The sequence below is a fragment of the Mycobacterium sp. NPDC006124 genome (assembly GCF_040614235.1).
Classification (GTDB): Bacteria; Actinomycetota; Actinomycetes; order Mycobacteriales; family Mycobacteriaceae; genus Mycobacterium.
Genome location: NZ_JBEXUA010000001.1, coordinates 275,317 through 290,606, shown reverse-complemented (window position 1 = coordinate 290,606; position 15,290 = coordinate 275,317). Strand labels below are relative to the sequence as shown.

The window sequence follows — 15,290 nt, the reverse complement described above, 5'->3', positions numbered from 1 at the left end:
ACTCGGCCGGGTGGGCGAACCGGCGAGGACCGAGGACGGCCACTACTTCGTGATCGACGGCCGGCGCTGGCGGGCCACCGACCCCGCGATACCCGAGCACCGCCGGGCCGAACTCACCCGCATTCTGATGTCCTGGCGCCGAGAAGTGCGTCGCACCAAGGGAACCGACGAAGAGCGCGCCGCCCGCGCCGGCGTTCAAGCCGCCAAGGTCGCCCTCGGCGAACGCGGCACGCCCCCGTGGTGGGAGCAGAGCGACGACCAACGGCGGACCCGCTGGGAGGCAACCGTCGCTACGCCCGCGTCAACGACACCAGCGTGAAGGTGCGCACCCGCCCGGGAATCGTTGCGCTGCACTGGGACAGCAGCGGCTCGGAGAGCCGTTCTCCGATCACGACGTCGACGGTGCCCGTCTCGGCGGCCAGGGTCACGCGCGTCGTTCCCTCGCCCGGCTCGAGGCGCACCGGCGCCAGTGCCCGCAGCCGGTCCTCGCCCAATGCCTCGCGCGCGAAGTACTGGGCCGCCTGCACCACGTGCGGCAGCGAGGTCCGTCCCCGCAGAAGGGCGTTGTTCACCCGGCCGTCGGCGTACAAGCTCACCAGGCTCGCGGCGTCGGTGGTCTCGACCCGCCCGTAGCACAGGCCCTCGGGCAGGATCAGCATCGTCGCGGCGAACCGGTCGCCGCCCAGATGCGAGCACTCCCAGGTGATGTCGGGATGGGCCGCCGCGATGGCCGCGACGGCGCCGCGGCCCCGCACGGCACAGCACTGGTCGTGGCGGCCGTGCGCGCAGACCGCGACCAGCGGCGCCCTAGTCGACTGGCCCCCGGAGCCGTCGAGCGGCAGGTTCAGATAGTCGTCGGGACCCGAGACCTCCCCGTGGTGCAGGGTCTCCGCGCCGAGGTGGGACTGCGCGACGAACCACCGCCAACGCCGCGGTGCCACCCGCCGGCCCGGCCGCCGGATCGCCGCGATCCGCATCCCGGCCGCCTCGGCCCGGCGGACGACGGCCCGGCCCAACACCGGGTCGATCACCGACGGCGAGTCCATGAACGCCGAAGGCCCCCACCCGCCGCACAATTCGAGCATCAGCCATGACGTGCCCGCCGATGCCGTGCCGTACATGGCGTCGTCGCGTTCCCGAGACACGTCGCTGCAGGGCCGCCAACCGCCGGACAACGTCATCCGGGGACCGGTATGACGACCGCCTCGCGCAGCAACCGGCGAATCACGACCTCCCCGTCGGCCGCGTCCAGCCCGGGCAGGGACCCGGCGTGGACGTCACCGCCAAACTGCAGCGCAGCGATCGCGTCGGCACAGGAATCCGGGAGGCTGATGGTGCGGTCCGTCAGCTTCACGTGCACCCGGCCGCCACACCGATCGACGGTCGCGACGAGACCGGGGCGCCACCGGACCGCGACGGTCGCGGCCTGCTCGGCGGCCACCAGGGAGGCCAGTGGTCGGACTGCGACGGGCCGGGTGCGCTCGGCGAAGCGCCACCTCATGGTGGTTGCGGCCTGCTCGCCGAGGTCGGCGGCGTGATCGCGCAGTCTGTCGGTCAGTTCCGCGACGATCTTCGTGGCGGTCGCCGTCATCTCGCTCTGGTCGGTCAGGTCGACTCCCATGGGCAGGGATCGCCGGAACTCCGGCACTGCGGCCAATTGGTCGACGACGGCCCGCACCACGTCGACGGCGGTGACGGCCGAGACGCCGATCGTCAGGTGCACCGACGTCTCGCCGAGCGCCTGGGCCGAGTGAATCCAGCCGCGCGGCAGATACAGCGCGTCACCCGGTCCGAGCACCGCGTCGACGACCGGTGCGTCGCGGACGCGCTCGGCTATCGCGTCGCGGTGATCGGTCCACGGCTGCGAGGTCAGGGGGTCGGGATGGACCGGCTCGTGCACGGTCCAGTGCTTGGTGCCCGCGGTCTGCAACACGAACACGTCGTGGACGTCGTAGTGGGCGTCGAAGCCGCGGTTCTGGGGTGGGGTCACGTAGGCGTTGGCCTGGACGGGATGTCCGAGGTCGGACACCATGCTGCGAACGAAGTCGATCATCGGTGGCCACAGCCGGTGTAGACCTTGCAGCACTATCGTCGAGCCGGAGGAGAATTGGTTGAGCACCTTCGCCGAGTCGACCTGGTCGGGCATCTCGGCGCCGAACCCCGCCGGCCCGAGATAGCACTCGCGGGCGAGCACCTCGCCCTCCTTGGCCACCCGGATGAATGGGGCACGCACACCACGCTCGGCCAGCAACTCGTCGACGTGGTCGACCGAGAGCAGGTCTGTGAAGTCACGCGGCAAGTCCGCCGCACGGGTCAACGACGGCAACCGCCCCCAGTGTTCGCGCGCGAACGTCTGGGGGTCGGTGCCGATGCAGCGGTTCAGCATGCCGCTGGATCAGGCGGTGCCGTCCGCGCCGCCGTCGTGTCCGTCGGGGTTGGAGCCACCATCGGCCGGACCCTCGCCACCGGCGCTGCCGTCGGCACCGCCGTCATGGCCACCGGGGTTGGAACCACCGTCGGCCGGACCCTCGCCACCGGCGCTGCCGTCGGCACCGCCGTCGTGACCACCGGGGTTGGAACCACCGTCGGCCGGGCCTTCGCCGCCCGCACCGCTGGTCGTGATGTCGTCGTCGTTGATCGCCATGGATCCATCTCCTTCATCGAACCGCATCGAGGCTTGCGCAGGAGGAGCCTGCTGCGTCGCGGTGAGACCGGATTTGCCCGCCGGCGAGCTTCCCAAACCGAAGGTACGGCTGGCCTAACCGCACGGTCTACCCGGCGGTGTCGTCGGAGGGCCGCGCTGCGAGGAGGGTGTCGATCATGGCGGGGTCCACGTCCGCGCCGAACATGCCCACCCGGCCGATCGGGAACGAGGCGAGCATCTTCGAGAGGTCGACACCCTCGGGCATGATCGCGGCCGGAGCGTCACCCATCATCTCGGCCATCGCCGCCGCGAGGACGGGTCCGGCGGTGGGGTCGGCGAGCACCTCGCCGATCGACGACCCGCGCGACAGGGGAACCGCCACGGGGTCGCCGGCGACCTCGACGAGGACCGTCGAGCGGAGGTCGCGACTGGACGCGGCGACGTCGAAGGCATAAGTGCCGCCCTCGACCACCCAGGCGTCCACGCGAACGTCCCAGTAGGCCAGGTCCCGTCGCGGGACGGTGAGCATCACCTCGCGGGTCTCGCCGGGCTCCAGCGGCACCGATGCGAACGCCTTGAGCTCGCGAGGCGGACGCTGGGTGCCGGCCCCGGGCAGCGACGAATAGAGCTGGACGATCTCCCGGCCGGCCACCGGTCCGGTGTTCGTCACGGTCGACGTCACCACGACGTCCCCCTCCGGCGAGGTCGACGCGGATGCCGGCCCGTACTCGAAGGTGGTGTAGGACAAGCCATGTCCGAAGGGATGGGCGACGTCGAGGTCACGGGCGTCATACCAGCGGTAGCCCACGAACAGTCCCTCGCCGTAGCGCACGTGGGAGAACTCGCCGGGGAAGTCGAGATAGGCAGGAGTGTCGGCGAAGCGTAGCGGGATGGTCTCGGTCAGCTTCGCCGACGGGTTGACCACGCCGAAGAGCACGTCGGCGATGGCACCGCCGCCCGCCTGGCCCAACAGCCACCCCTCGAGGATCGCCGGCACGCGGGCGGCGAACGGCAGGGTGACCACGCCGCCGTTGGACAGCACGACGACGGTGTTCGGATTGGCGTCGACGACCGCGTCCAGCACGGCGAGCTGGTTGGCGGGCAGGTCGACGTCATCGCGGTCGTAGCCCTCGGACTCCAACCGGGCCGGCAGACCGAGGAACACCACGGCCACCTCGGCGGCGGAGGCCGCGGCCACCGCCTCGTCGAGCAGCCGCTCGGCCTCGGAATCCGACACCGCGACGGCGGTGCTGAAGCCGGCGGCGTAGGTCACCGATCCCGTTGACAGGGAACCTATCTCGTCAATCGAACGGTCGAGCCGGGTCGGGTTGATCATCGACGAGCCGGCGCCCTGATAGCGCGGGTCGGCGGCGAAGGCACCGATCACGGCGAGGTCGGCGTCCGGCGCCAGCGGCAACAGGCCGCACTCGTTCTGGAGCAGGACGATCGACCGCCCCGCCGCCTCCCGGGCCAGCGCGTGGTGCGCGTCGACGTCCAGCGGACCCGGAACCGGTGCACGAGCGCCCGTCCGGTCGACCAGTGCCAGCACGCGTCCGGCCGCGACGTCGACCACCGCCTCGTCCAGGGAACCGTCGGCGACCGCCGCCGCCAACTGCGTGGTGGTGACGCCGCGGGAGCCGGGCATCTCCAGATCCAGGCCGGCGGCCAGCGCCCGGACGCGGTCGTCGACCGCGCCCCAGTCCGACACGACCAACCCGTCGAAACCCCACTCCTCGCGCAGCACCGAGGTCAGCAGCCAGCGGTCCTCGGAGGCGTAGACCCCGTTGACGCGGTTGTAGGAGCACATGACCGTCCAGGGGTGAGCGTCGGTGACGACGCGCTGGAAGGCGCGCAGGTAGATCTCGCGCAGCGGCCGGGGGTCGACCTCGGCGCTGACCCGCATGCGGTCGGTCTCCTGGTTGTTGACCGCGAAGTGCTTCAGCGACGCACCGACGCCGCGACTCTGGATGCCCTGCACCATGGCCGCGCCCAGCACCCCCGCGACGACCGGGTCCTCGGAGAAGTACTCGAAGTTGCGCCCGCACAACGGTGATCGCTTGATGTTGACGCCGGGTCCGAGCACCACCGCCACGTCCTCGACGGCCGCCTCGGTGCCGATCGCCGCTCCGACGCGGCGAACGAGGTCGACATCCCACGACGACCCCATGGCGACGGCGGGCGGGAAGCAGGTGGCCGGCACGCTGTCGCCGAGCCCCAGGTGGTCGCCGGCCCCGCGCTGCTTGCGAAGGCCGTGGGGACCGTCGGTCAGCATGATCGAGGGGACGTCGTGGGCCTCGAGCGCCGCGGTGTGCCAGAAGTCCGCGCCGCTGAGCAGTGCGATCTTCTCCTCGAGGGACAGCCGGTCGATCTCCTGGGTCGTCATGGGATCCATGGTGCCCGCCGGTGGCGGAGCGCGGTCAGTCGACGAACCCGCCGAGCCACCGGGCCACGCTCCTGGCGAACGACTCGGGCACGCGGTCGGGATCCATGAGGTCGTTCTCCGCCCAGAGGCTGCGTTCGCCGACCACCGTCTCGGGGGTGAACCGCAGCAGGGTCCGGCCCGAGCCTCGCAGCGCCTCGACGGCCGCGAGGAACGATCCCCGCTCGGTCTGCTCCCGTTCGAAGTCCTCGACCGTCACCCCGAGGTGCTCGCACACCAGCGCGTTGCGTAGCGCCACGATCGTGGCGGCGACGTCGTCCTCGTCGTCGGCCCCGTGCGACTCGATGGCCACGTCGCACTCGCTGTCGAAGCCCAGCGATCGGTTGTTGAGGTTCGACGAGCCGACCCGGAACAGACGGTCGTCGACCGCCATGACCTTCGCATGCACGTAGACCGGGGTGCCGCCGTCGGTCACCGGCCAGTACACCCCGAGGCGGTCGTATTCGTCGGCGGCCCAGAGCCGCTTCAACATCCGGTACCGCGCGCTGTCCATCGCGCGCTCCTCCAGCGGGCTCTCGGACTTGCGCGGGATGACGATCACGATCTCGGGGCCGGCCGGTTCCCGCAGCCGGGCGCACAGGGCGTCGACCAGGATCCGTGAGGCCAGGTACTGGTTCTCCAGGTAGATCGTGTCGTGCGCGGCCGACATGCCCGCCAGGTTGAGTGCCTCGACCTCGCGCACCTCCTGACCGTCGCCGAGGCGGGGCATGGTGCGGGCCACCGCGACGTCCACGCCGCGCAGGGTGGGCTCCAACCCGCCCGGCCAGACGTCACGCGTCCCGTCGACCGGGTCCAGATCGCTGCCGGTGGCCGCCGACCAGCGGTCCATTGCGACGTCGGCGAGGGCGCGCGCCGCGGCACCGTCGACCGCGGCCGCCACCTCGTGACGCGGACCGTGCGGCTCGCCGAGTGCGCGCCGGAGCCGGTTCTCGTCGAGGTGCTCGGGGGTGTCCCAGCGGTCGACGGTGAAGTCGATGCCGCCGCAGAACGCCACCGAGTCGTCGACCACGACGATCTTCTGATGGTGCACCGCGCCGGTGGGGTGGGCGCCGTCGATGGCGAAGTGCAGGCGTTCGCTGCTGAAGCGGTTCATCACCGACACGGGGGTGACGCCCTCCCACAGGCCCTCGAAGGCCGGCAGGAGTCTCAGGTTGGATCGCAGCACGTACACCTCGAGGGCGGGCCGTTTGCGCACCAGCGAGCGAAGGAACGGGCCCAACTCGTTGTAGCCCGGCACGGTCTTGCCGCCGGGCTCGAAGACCGTCCGGGAGTCGAAGTCCCACCCGATGAGCAGGATGCGGTGCTTGGCCCGCACCATCGCCGCCTTGGTGTGGCGAAAGTAGTCCGCCGCGTCCACGATGAAGGCGAACCGGTCGGCGCGCTCGAGACGCCAGCACGTCGTGCCCGGGATCAGGAGGCGATCGCCGGTCGCCTGCGGCGATGACATAGCGCAGTGTCTATCACATCGAAACAACCCGTCCGGGCGGCGCCGCCGCCGCGGTAAGGGACCGGTCACACCGTCCGCGTCGCCGCTAGATCGGAGCGACCCGATCCGACCAGGGCAACGCCTGCTCCAGCTGCGCGGCGAGCCGGATCAGCAGTGACTCGCCCGCCAGCGGCGCGACGAACTGCACGCCCAGCGGCAACCCGTCGGCCGTCTGGTGCAGCGGCAGTGAGACGGCCGGCCGGCCGGTGATGTTCGCCAGCTGCGTGTAGGGCACCCAGCCCAGGTTCTGGTCGACCATGTCGTCGACGATCCTGGTGTGGCGCAACAACTTCGCGGTGCGCGTCCTGATCAGCACGTCGGCGCCGCGCTGCAAGGCCTCGGGCAGCTCGAACTGGCCGATCCGGGGCGGGGGCGTCGCGAGGGTGGGCGTCAGCAGCAGGTCGTAGGACTCGAAGAACGTCGTCAGTCGGCGCGTGTGCTCGTGGCGCCGCTCGACGGCGGCCACGTAGTCCACGCCGCCGGTCGCGCGGCCCAGGGCGGCCATGATGAGCGTGTCGCGCTCGAAGGAGTCGTCACCCGCTGCGGTCCGCCGCTTCGCCTCGGCGACCTCGTAGGCCACGTGGACGAACCAGGTGAGCAGGAAGTCCTTGGCGAGCACGGCGTCGTCGTAGGGCGCCCGGGTCAACTCCTCGACGTGGTGGCCGAGCTCGGTCAACGTCCGCACCGTGGCCGCCACCGCTTCGACGGCCTCCGGATGCGGTGCGGCCGTGATCGCCGACGGCACGCGGACGCCGATCCGGAGCCGACCCGGGTGCTCTCCGACGCACGACGAGAACGACGCCTCCGGAATCCCCGGCACGTACGGGCCGACCGGTTCACCCCCGCGAAGGACGTCGAGCATGCCCGCGGTGTCGCGGACCGTACGGGACACCACGCCCTGCACGGCCGCCCCGTGCATGGGTTCACCGTGCGCCGGCCCCGACGGCGTCAGTCCGCGTCCGGGTTTGAGGCCGACCAGACCGCAGCACGCCGCCGGGATGCGAATCGAGCCGCCGCCGTCGTTGGCGCCCGCACACGGCACCACGCCCGCCGCGACCGCCGCGGCCGAGCCGCCGGAGGAACCGCCGGGCGTGCGATCCGGATTCCACGGATTGTGGGCCGGCCCCCAGGCGACGGGCTCGGTGATTCCCTTCGCGCCGAACTCAGGGGTGTTGGTCTTGCCGAAGATGACCAGCCCGGCGTCGATCCAACGCTGCACGACGGTCGAGTGCTCGGTGGCAGGGGTGGACGTCAGCGCCCGCGAGCCTGCCGAGGTCGGCAGGCCCGCGTAGTCCTGCGCCAGGTCCTTGATCAGGAAAGGGACGCCGGCGAACGGGCCCTCGAGCTGCTCGGTCGGTGCCGCGGGCACGTCGCGGACGATCGCGTTGAGCTGCGGGTTGACCGCCGCGGCGCGGTCACGGGCCAACGCGAGCAGCTCCGCGGCCGACACCTGGCGTTGCGCGACCAGCTCGGCCAACCCCGTGGCGTCGTGGGCGCGGTACTCCTCGAAGTTCATCGTCCGACTGTAGGGGCCGCGAGCCCCACGCACCGCGAGTTCTAGGTCGCGCCCCGAGACGACGACCGGGCCGGATCCCGAGGGATCCGGCCCGGCGTCATCGTGCCGAGTAGGCGATCAGCTCAAGTCGAACCGATCGTTGGTCATGACCTTCACCCAGGCCGAGACGAAGTCCTCGACGAACTTGCCGGCGTTGTCGTCCTCGGCGTAGACCTCGGCGATGGCGCGCAGCACCGAGTTCGACCCGAACACCAGGTCGTTGACCGTGGCCGTCCACTTGAGCTGACCGGAGGCCCGGTCGGTGCCCTCGTAGGCGTGCTCGCCGGTCGCCGCCGACTTCCATGCCGTGTTCATGTCGAGCAGGTTGACGAAGAAGTCGTTGCTGAGCACACCCGGACGGTCGGTGAGCACACCGTGCTTGCTGCCACCGTGATTGGCGCCGAGGGCGCGCAGTCCGCCGATGAGGACGGTCAACTCCGGCGCGGTCAGGTCCAGGAAGTACGCCTTGTCGACGAGCAGCTGCTCCAACGGCGCCTTCTCTCCGGGCTTCGCGTAGTTGCGGAACCCGTCGGCTTGCGGTTCGAGCACCTCGAAGGACTCCACGTCGGTCTGCTCCTGCGAGGCGTCGGTGCGGCCCGGCGCGAAGTGCACGTCGATCTCGAAACCGCCGTCCTTGGCGGCCTTCTCGATCGCCGCCGAACCGGCCAGCACGATCAGGTCGGCCAGCGAGATCTTCTTGCCACCGGCGGCCGAGGCGTTGAAGTCCTGCTGAATCTTCTCCAGAACCGGCAGCACCCTGTCCAGCTCGGACGGCTCGTTGACCTCCCAATTGTGCTGCGGCTCAAGGCGGATCCGCGCACCGTTGGCGCCACCGCGCTTGTCGGTGCCGCGGAAGCTCGACGCCGACGCCCAAGCCGTCTTGACCAACTGCTGGACCGACAGTCCGGAGGCCAGCACCTTGGACTTGAGCTCGGACACGTCCGACTCGTCGACCAACGGGTGGTCGACGGCCGGCACCGGATCCTGCCACAGCTGCGGCTCGGCCACCCACGGACCGAGGTAGCGGGTGACGGGGCCCATGTCGCGGTGCAGCAGCTTGTACCAGGCCCGGGCGAACGCGTCGTTCATCTCCTCGGGGTGGTCCAGCCACCGCCGGGTGATGGGACCGTAGACGGGGTCGACCCGCATCGAGACGTCGGTGACCAACATCGTGGGCTTGCGCGGCGGACCACCGAAGGGATCCGGGATGATCGCCTCCGAATCCTTCGCCTCGAATTGCCAAGCGCCACCGGGGCTCTTGGTCAGCTCCCACTCGTTGCCGTAGAGCAGCTCGAGGTAGCGGTTGCTCCACTGGGTCGGGGTGTCGGTCCAGACCACCTCGAGACCGCTGGTGATGGTGTCGCCGGCATTGCCCGAGCCGAACGGGCACTTCCAGCCCAGACCCTGTTGCTCGATGGGTGCGCCCTCGGGCTCGGGGCCGACGTTGTCGGCGCTCGCGCCGTGGGTCTTGCCCAGGGTGTGACCACCGACGATCAGCGCGGCGGTCTCCTCGTCGTTCATCGCCATCCGGCCGAACGTCTCACGGATGTCGTGCGCGGCAGCCAATGGGTCCGGCTTGCCTTCGGGCCCTTCGGGATTGACGTAGATCAGGCCCATGGTGGTGGCGCCGAACGGCTCGGCCAGCTTGCGGTCGGAGTCGTTGGTGCCGCCGTAGCGCTTGTCGGTGCCCAGCCAGGTGTCCTCCTGACCGAAGAGCACCTCCTCGGGCTCCCAGATGTCCTCGCGACCGAAGCCGAACCCGAAGGTCTCGAAACCGGCTGATTCCAGTGCCACGTTGCCGGCGAACACCAGCAGATCGGCCCACGACAGCTTGCTGCCGTACTTCTTCTTGACCGGCCACAACAGTCGACGGGCCTTGTCCAGGTTGGCATTGTCGGGCCAGCTGTTCAGCGGGGCGAAGCGCTGGCTGCCCTGACCGCCGCCGCCGCGGCCGTCGTAGATGCGGTAGGTGCCGGCGGCGTGCCAGCTCATCCGGATGAACAGACCCGCGTAGCTGCCGTAGTCGGCGGGCCACCAGTCCTGCGAGGTCGTGATGACCCCGAGGACGTCGGCCTTGAGGGCCTCCGGGTCGAGGCGCGAGAACGCCTCGGAGTAGTCGAAGTCCTCACCGAGGGGGTTGCCCTTGGCCGGCTGCCGGTGCAGCACCGAGACGTCGACCTGCTCGGGCCACCAGTCCTGATTCGTCAGGGGCGCATGACCTTTGGGTTCCGGCGCCTTGATCGCCGGATTCTCGCTCTCGCTGTTGGAGCTCGTTCCGGACGCTGGGGCGGGGGGGCGGCTATCGGATGTATCGGTGGACACGACATTCCTTCCGGGGTTGACGAAACGGGCTGGGTTTCACGATCTGGATGGGAGAGGGCCAACTGTCGAGCAAGCGGGACAGTAGCCCCAGTAGATGACTTCTGCTTCGTCGACGGTGAACCCCTCGAGCTGGCCGTCGCCGTCGGCGGGTACCAGGCACGGCGCCTCGCCGACCGCGCAGTCGACGTCGGCGACGGCACCACACGACCGGCACACCACGTGATGGTGGTTGTCGCCGACCCGGGACTCATAGCGCGCGACCGATCCGGCGGGCTGGATGCGTCGGACCAAACCGGCGCCGGTGAGCGCGCTCAACGCGTCGTACACGGTTTGGTGTGACACCTCGGGCACGGCGGCACGGGTGGCGCGCGTAATCGTCTCGGTGTCGGCGTGCGGGTTCGCGTACACCGCGCCGAGGACCGCGAGCCGGGGCCGCGTCACCCGGAGGGACGCCTCGCGCAAGAGTCGCTGAAACTCGGTCGGCGAATCCACGTCCTCCGTTCTAGTCCGCTTTCTGGAATCAGTCAAGAGTTGTTCACGAGGGTTTCGCACCCGTTCACCGTGCGCTCGTGGCGCGGCCGGCCCGATCAGTCCTCGTCGGACTCGGTGCGGCCGGCCATCGTCGTGAAGTCCTCCTGGACCGTCTCGTCGTCCTGGTTGACGATCCAACTGCGAAGGGTCAGCACGTCCGCCCCGAAGGCCCGGCGCAGCGAGTCGATGCGAATGCGGCAGCGCAGGACGTCACCGGCCTTGATCGGAATGAGGAACTTCAGCCCCTGCTCGGCCTGGATCAGCCGCTCGTCGTGGATGGGGATGTTCGCGTAGTCGAAGAACGCCATCTGGGCGTGATAACCGAAGACCGAGATGAACGTCAGCGGCGCCAGGATCGCGTCGTGGCCGAGCGCCCGGGCGGCGTCCTCGTCGACGTAGGCGGGGTCGACGTTCTTCACCGCGACCGCGTACTGCCGGATCGCCTCGCGGCCGACCACGTAGTGATCGGGGTGCTCGTAGGTCATCCCCACGATGTCCGGTGACAGCGCCATGACTGACGAATGTAGCTGGCACGTGACGGCCCCACCCGTGCCCGTCCGGCGTTCTGCCGGGGCGACGTTACAAGTCGGGTCAACCGGGTAAGTGACGGGGCGCGTGGTCCGAACGGTGGATCATCATTGGAAGGAGTGCGTGTGGCCGTGGCTGGTGACGAACGGGTTCGAGCGTGACACCAGTCCTGGACATCGCCCTCATCGCACACAATCGGTTCCCCATCCGGCAACCCTTGGCCGGTGGACTGGAAGCCCACATCTGGCACCTGGCGCGCGCGCTCGCCGAGGGTGGCCATCGCGTCACCCTGTTCGCCGCGGCCGACTCCGACCTGGGATCGGATCTGCCCGGGCTGACGATCAGCCCGCTACCCCGCAGCAGCGCCGCCGGCCGACCGTTCCCGCGACCGGGCGCGGTGTGGGAGTCCGACCAGTACGCCTTCCTCGATCTGATGCGCAGACTCGTCGACCAGACCGAGCGGCGATTCGACGTCATCCACAACCATTGCCTGCACCACGTGCCGATCCACCTCGCACCCCGACTGCGCACACCGATGCTGACCACCCTGCACACCCCACCGCTGGCGTGGCTCGAATCCGCCCTCGGCACGACGGGCGGGGCCGGCTCGTCGTTCGCCGCGGTGAGCGGTTACACCGCCGACTCCTGGCGCCACGTCGTCGCCGATCGAATGCACGTGGTGCCCAACGGCGTCGACCCCGTGTGCTGGCCGCCGGGCCCCGGGGGTGACTACCTGGTGTGGTCGGGCCGGATCGTTCCCGAGAAGGGAACCCGCCTCGCGATCGCGGCGGCGGCGCGGGCCGGGCGCCGGCTCGTCCTGGCCGGGCCGATCGGCAACGCGGAGTACTTCCGCGAATACGTCGAGCCCAGACTCGGCGACGACGTCCGTTACGCAGGGCATCTCGACCAGAATCGGCTGGCGTCGCTGGTCGGCTGCGCCGCGGCGGCGTTGGTTACCCCGCTGTGGGACGAGCCGTACTGCCTGGTTGCCGCGGAGGCCGCGATGTGCGGCACGCCCGTCGTCGCGTTCGCCCGCGGCGGGATACCCGAGGTGATCGACTCCCAGAGCGGTCGACTCGTCACCCCCGGTGACGTCGCGGCGATGGCCGCGGCGATCCCCGAGGCCATCGGGCTTCCGCGAGAAGCCGTGCGCCACAGCGCCGTGATGCGATGCAGCGCGCGCTCCATGGTGACGCGATACCTCGCGATCTACCGCAACCTCATCGACGAACGGAAAGCGGCCGAACATGATTGGCTACTACGTGCATCACCACGGTCGCGGGCATCTCGCCCGGGCGACCAGCATCTGCGCACGCCTGCATGAACCCGTCACCATCCTGTCGTCGCTGGACGTCCCGGGGCAGCCGGGCGTGGAGACGGTCCGCCTTCCCCGCGACGACGGACGTGACTCCGGCACCTCCTTCGACGACGTGGACGCCAATGGGGCGCTGCACTGGGTCCCGTTGCACCACGGCGGTTTACGCGACCGGATGGCGATGATCGCCGACTGGGTGGCCACGCACCGGCCCAGGGTGATGATCGTCGACGTCTCGGTCGAGGTGACGATGCTGGTGCGGTTGCTCGGCGTGCCCGTCGTCGTGGTCGCGATGCCCGGTGAGCGCACCGACCCCCCGCACGAGCTGGCCTACCGGGTGGCCGAGCACATCCTGGCGGCGTGGCCGTCGACCCTGTACGAGCCGGCGTGGCTGGCGCCTCACGTGGCAAAGACGACCTTCGTGGGCGGCATCAGCCGCTTCGACGGCCGCGCGCGTCCGTCGCGTACCGACCACGACCGCCCCGGCGTGCTGGTCCTCAACGGCTCCGGCGGCTCGGACCTCGACGTCGGTGCGATAAGTCTCTGTGCAACAGCACATCCGGAGTACCGGTGGTCATCCCTCGGGGTGGCCGGCGGCCCGTGGGTCGAGGATCCCTGGCCGGACCTGTGCGCCGCGGACGTCGTGGTGTCCTCGGCGGGCCAGAGCTCGGTCGCCGACATCGCCGCGGCCCGCCGCCCGGCGATCATCATCGCCGCCGAACGTCCGTTCATCGAGCAACGGGCTACGGCAGGGGCGCTGGAGCGCGCCGGTCTGGCGGTGGTGCGACCGCGGTGGCCCGAGATGTCGGATTGGCCCGGCTTGATCGCCGACGCGCGCGCCCTGGGCTCCACCTCGTGGGACCGCTGGCGGACCGCCGATGCAGCCGACCGGGCGGCGGCGGTCATCGAACGGATCGCAGCGTGAACACGGCGGTCGTAACGGCGGTTCGCGGCCGCGGCGCCCACCTCCGCCGGCAACTCGACGGCCTCGACCGCAGCGTCATCCCGGCCGGACATCACGTCGTCGTGGCCGTCGACGACGACGACGTCGCACGCCAGGTGCGCGGCTACCGTACGACGGTGGTGCCGTTGCGCTCGGGGTCGCCACGGATCCCGATGGCGCACGCCCGCAATCTCGGCGCGCGGGTGGCGCTCGAGGCGGGAGCCGAACTTCTCGTCTTCCTCGACGTGGACTGCATTCCCTCGGTCGACATGATCGGGTACTACCAGCGAGCCGCCGCGACGCCGGCCCACGAGGGGGCGCTGCTCTGCGGCCCGGTCACCTATCTCCCGGCGCCGGGGCCCGGCGGTTACGACCTCGATCGGTTGTCGGAGTCGACCGCTCCGCACCCGGTGCGACCGGCGCCGCCGGCGGGGGTGACGGTGGCCGGCGAGGAGTACCACCTCTTCTGGTCGCTGTCCTTCGCGGTCACGGCCGCGGTCTGGCAGCGCGTCGGCGGCTTCTGTACCGACTACGTCGGCTACGGAGGGGAGGACACCGACTACGCCCAGCGGGCGGCCACCGCGTCGGTCGGCCTGCGCTGGGTCGGCGGCGCGCATGCCTACCACCAGTTCCACCCGGTCTCCGATCCGCCGACCGAACACCTGGCCGACATCGTCGCCAACGCGACGACGTTTCATCGCCACTGGGGGTGGTGGCCGATGCAGGGGTGGCTCGACGCCTTCGAGCAACGGGGGCTGATCTTCCGCGACCGGCACGGCGCACCCCGTCTCACCGCCTGACGGCTGTTTGGCGGCGATCAGACGGGGGCATTCGGTGAGGTGTCGCAACCGACGAACCACGACCTCGCGCTCCGCATGGCCGAGCTGGCGAGAAGTCTGGTCCCGAAGCCCAGCTTGGACACGATCCTGGCCGAGGTGACTGCTGCGGCCGTCGACCTGATCCCCGGAGTCGACACCGCGGGCATCCTGCTGCTGGAGCGCGGAGGCAAGTTCAGCTCGGTCGCGACGACGTCGGAACTGCCGGCCCAACTCGACATCCTGCAGGTCACCTTCGACGAGGGGCCCTGCGTACAGGCCGCCCTCGCGGACACCGTCGTCCGGACCGAGGACTTCCGTCTGGAGACGCGTTGGCCGCAGTACTCGCCGGCCGTGGCGGAGATCGGCGTGCTCAGCGGATTGTCGTTCAAGCTCTACACCGCCGACCGCACCGCAGGCGCACTCAACCTCTTCGGCTTCGAGCCCAACCAGTGGAGTTCGGAGGCCGAGACCGTCGGCACCATCCTCGCCGCCCACGCCGCGTCGGCCATCATCACCACGCAGGCGCAGACCCAGCTCAACGCGGCGCTGCTGAGCCGCGACCGCATCGGCCAAGCCAAGGGCATGATCATGGAGCGCTTCGGCGTCGACGCCGTCCGCGCCTTCAGCATGCTGCGGCAGCTGAGCCAGGAGGGCAACGTCAAGCTCACCGACATCGCCCAGCGGGTGATCGACTCGCGCGTCTGACCC

At 70.4% G+C, this 15,290-nt stretch carries 14 protein-coding genes; 5 read left to right on the top strand and 9 right to left on the bottom strand.

Translation table 11 applies throughout. The annotated features are described in order from the left end of the window. Window positions 1-10 precede the first annotated feature (10 nt). A complete protein-coding gene (locus ABZ195_RS01415) occupies window positions 11-319 on the top strand; it encodes a hypothetical protein (protein WP_355214186.1) in 309 nt (102 codons plus the stop codon). On the opposite strand, the gene ABZ195_RS01410 is transcribed toward ABZ195_RS01415, so the two are convergent. The 9 genes from ABZ195_RS01410 to ABZ195_RS01370 all read right to left on the bottom strand — a co-directional run bounded on the left by ABZ195_RS01410 (window position 291) and on the right by ABZ195_RS01370 (window position 11,490). Then, window positions 291-1,181, bottom strand: coding sequence for a sucrase ferredoxin (locus tag ABZ195_RS01410; protein WP_355214184.1), 891 nt, complete (start codon window positions 1,179-1,181; stop codon window positions 291-293). The two genes, ABZ195_RS01415 and ABZ195_RS01410, sit on opposite strands and share 29 nt — an antisense overlap. Further along, window positions 1,178-2,386: a cupin domain-containing protein gene (locus ABZ195_RS01405; RefSeq protein ID WP_355214182.1), complete on the bottom strand. Its 1,209-nt coding sequence runs from the start codon at window positions 2,384-2,386 to the stop codon at window positions 1,178-1,180. Before ABZ195_RS01405 ends, ABZ195_RS01410 begins: the two co-directional genes overlap by 4 nt. A 9-nt stretch (window positions 2,387-2,395) precedes the next feature. Beyond that, on the bottom strand, window positions 2,396-2,644 hold the full coding sequence (locus tag ABZ195_RS01400; protein ID WP_263995107.1) for a BatC protein: 249 nt from the start codon (window positions 2,642-2,644) through the stop codon (window positions 2,396-2,398). 127 nt (window positions 2,645-2,771) lie between these two features. After that, a complete protein-coding gene (locus tag ABZ195_RS01395) occupies window positions 2,772-5,027 on the bottom strand; it encodes a glycoside hydrolase family 3 C-terminal domain-containing protein (protein WP_355214180.1) in 2,256 nt (751 codons plus the stop codon). Window positions 5,028-5,061: 34 nt separating this feature from the next. Further along, a complete protein-coding gene (locus ABZ195_RS01390; RefSeq protein ID WP_355214178.1) occupies window positions 5,062-6,531 on the bottom strand; it encodes a phospholipase D-like domain-containing protein in 1,470 nt (489 codons plus the stop codon). 85 nt (window positions 6,532-6,616) lie between these two features. Next, window positions 6,617-8,086, bottom strand: coding sequence for an amidase family protein (locus ABZ195_RS01385; protein ID WP_355214177.1), 1,470 nt, complete (start codon window positions 8,084-8,086; stop codon window positions 6,617-6,619). Between the two features lie 117 nt (window positions 8,087-8,203). Then, on the bottom strand, window positions 8,204-10,447 hold the full coding sequence (katG, locus tag ABZ195_RS01380) for a catalase/peroxidase HPI (RefSeq protein WP_355214175.1): 2,244 nt from the start codon (window positions 10,445-10,447) through the stop codon (window positions 8,204-8,206). Between the two features lie 36 nt (window positions 10,448-10,483). Further along, window positions 10,484-10,939 carry a Fur family transcriptional regulator gene (locus ABZ195_RS01375; protein ID WP_355214173.1) on the bottom strand — a complete coding sequence of 152 codons (456 nt, stop codon included), beginning with the start codon at window positions 10,937-10,939 and terminating at the stop codon, window positions 10,484-10,486. A 95-nt stretch (window positions 10,940-11,034) separates the two neighbouring features. Then, window positions 11,035-11,490: a MaoC family dehydratase N-terminal domain-containing protein gene (locus ABZ195_RS01370; RefSeq protein ID WP_355214171.1), complete on the bottom strand. Its 456-nt coding sequence runs from the start codon at window positions 11,488-11,490 to the stop codon at window positions 11,035-11,037. Between the two features lie 173 nt (window positions 11,491-11,663). Here ABZ195_RS01370 and ABZ195_RS01365 point away from each other — a divergent pair, with 173 nt between their 5' ends. The 4 genes from ABZ195_RS01365 to ABZ195_RS01350 are packed head-to-tail and all read left to right on the top strand — an operon-like array spanning window position 11,664 to window position 15,287. Further along, window positions 11,664-12,830, top strand: a complete 1,167-nt coding sequence (locus tag ABZ195_RS01365; RefSeq protein WP_355214169.1) for a glycosyltransferase — start codon at window positions 11,664-11,666, stop codon at window positions 12,828-12,830. Then, window positions 12,754-13,746, top strand: a complete 993-nt coding sequence (locus tag ABZ195_RS01360; RefSeq protein ID WP_355214167.1) for a hypothetical protein — start codon at window positions 12,754-12,756, stop codon at window positions 13,744-13,746. Before ABZ195_RS01365 ends, ABZ195_RS01360 begins: the two co-directional genes overlap by 77 nt. Next, window positions 13,743-14,564 (top strand): galactosyltransferase-related protein, encoded by an 822-nt coding sequence (locus ABZ195_RS01355; protein ID WP_355214165.1) that lies wholly within the window; start codon window positions 13,743-13,745, stop codon window positions 14,562-14,564. The genes ABZ195_RS01360 and ABZ195_RS01355 overlap by 4 nt, the downstream gene beginning before the upstream one ends. Before the next feature lie 39 nt (window positions 14,565-14,603). Continuing rightward, on the top strand, window positions 14,604-15,287 hold the full coding sequence (locus ABZ195_RS01350; protein WP_355214163.1) for a GAF and ANTAR domain-containing protein: 684 nt from the start codon (window positions 14,604-14,606) through the stop codon (window positions 15,285-15,287). The last annotated feature ends 3 nt before the right edge of the window (window positions 15,288-15,290 follow it).

Bases quoted from the DNA above. Each gene is read 5' to 3' on its own strand.
- ABZ195_RS01410 (WP_355214184.1), bottom strand. From the start codon at position 1,181: ATGACGTTGTCCGGCGGTTGGCGGCCCTGCAGCGACGTGTCTCGGGAA.
- ABZ195_RS01405 (WP_355214182.1), bottom strand. From the start codon at position 2,386: ATGCTGAACCGCTGCATCGGCACCGACCCCCAGACGTTCGCGCGCGAA.
- ABZ195_RS01400 (WP_263995107.1), bottom strand. From the start codon at position 2,644: ATGGCGATCAACGACGACGACATCACGACCAGCGGTGCGGGCGGCGAA.
- ABZ195_RS01395 (WP_355214180.1), bottom strand. From the start codon at position 5,027: ATGACGACCCAGGAGATCGACCGGCTGTCCCTCGAGGAGAAGATCGCA.
- ABZ195_RS01390 (WP_355214178.1), bottom strand. From the start codon at position 6,531: ATGTCATCGCCGCAGGCGACCGGCGATCGCCTCCTGATCCCGGGCACG.
- ABZ195_RS01385 (WP_355214177.1), bottom strand. From the start codon at position 8,086: ATGAACTTCGAGGAGTACCGCGCCCACGACGCCACGGGGTTGGCCGAG.
- ABZ195_RS01370 (WP_355214171.1), bottom strand. From the start codon at position 11,490: ATGGCGCTGTCACCGGACATCGTGGGGATGACCTACGAGCACCCCGAT.
- ABZ195_RS01360 (WP_355214167.1), top strand. From the start codon at position 12,754: ATGATTGGCTACTACGTGCATCACCACGGTCGCGGGCATCTCGCCCGG.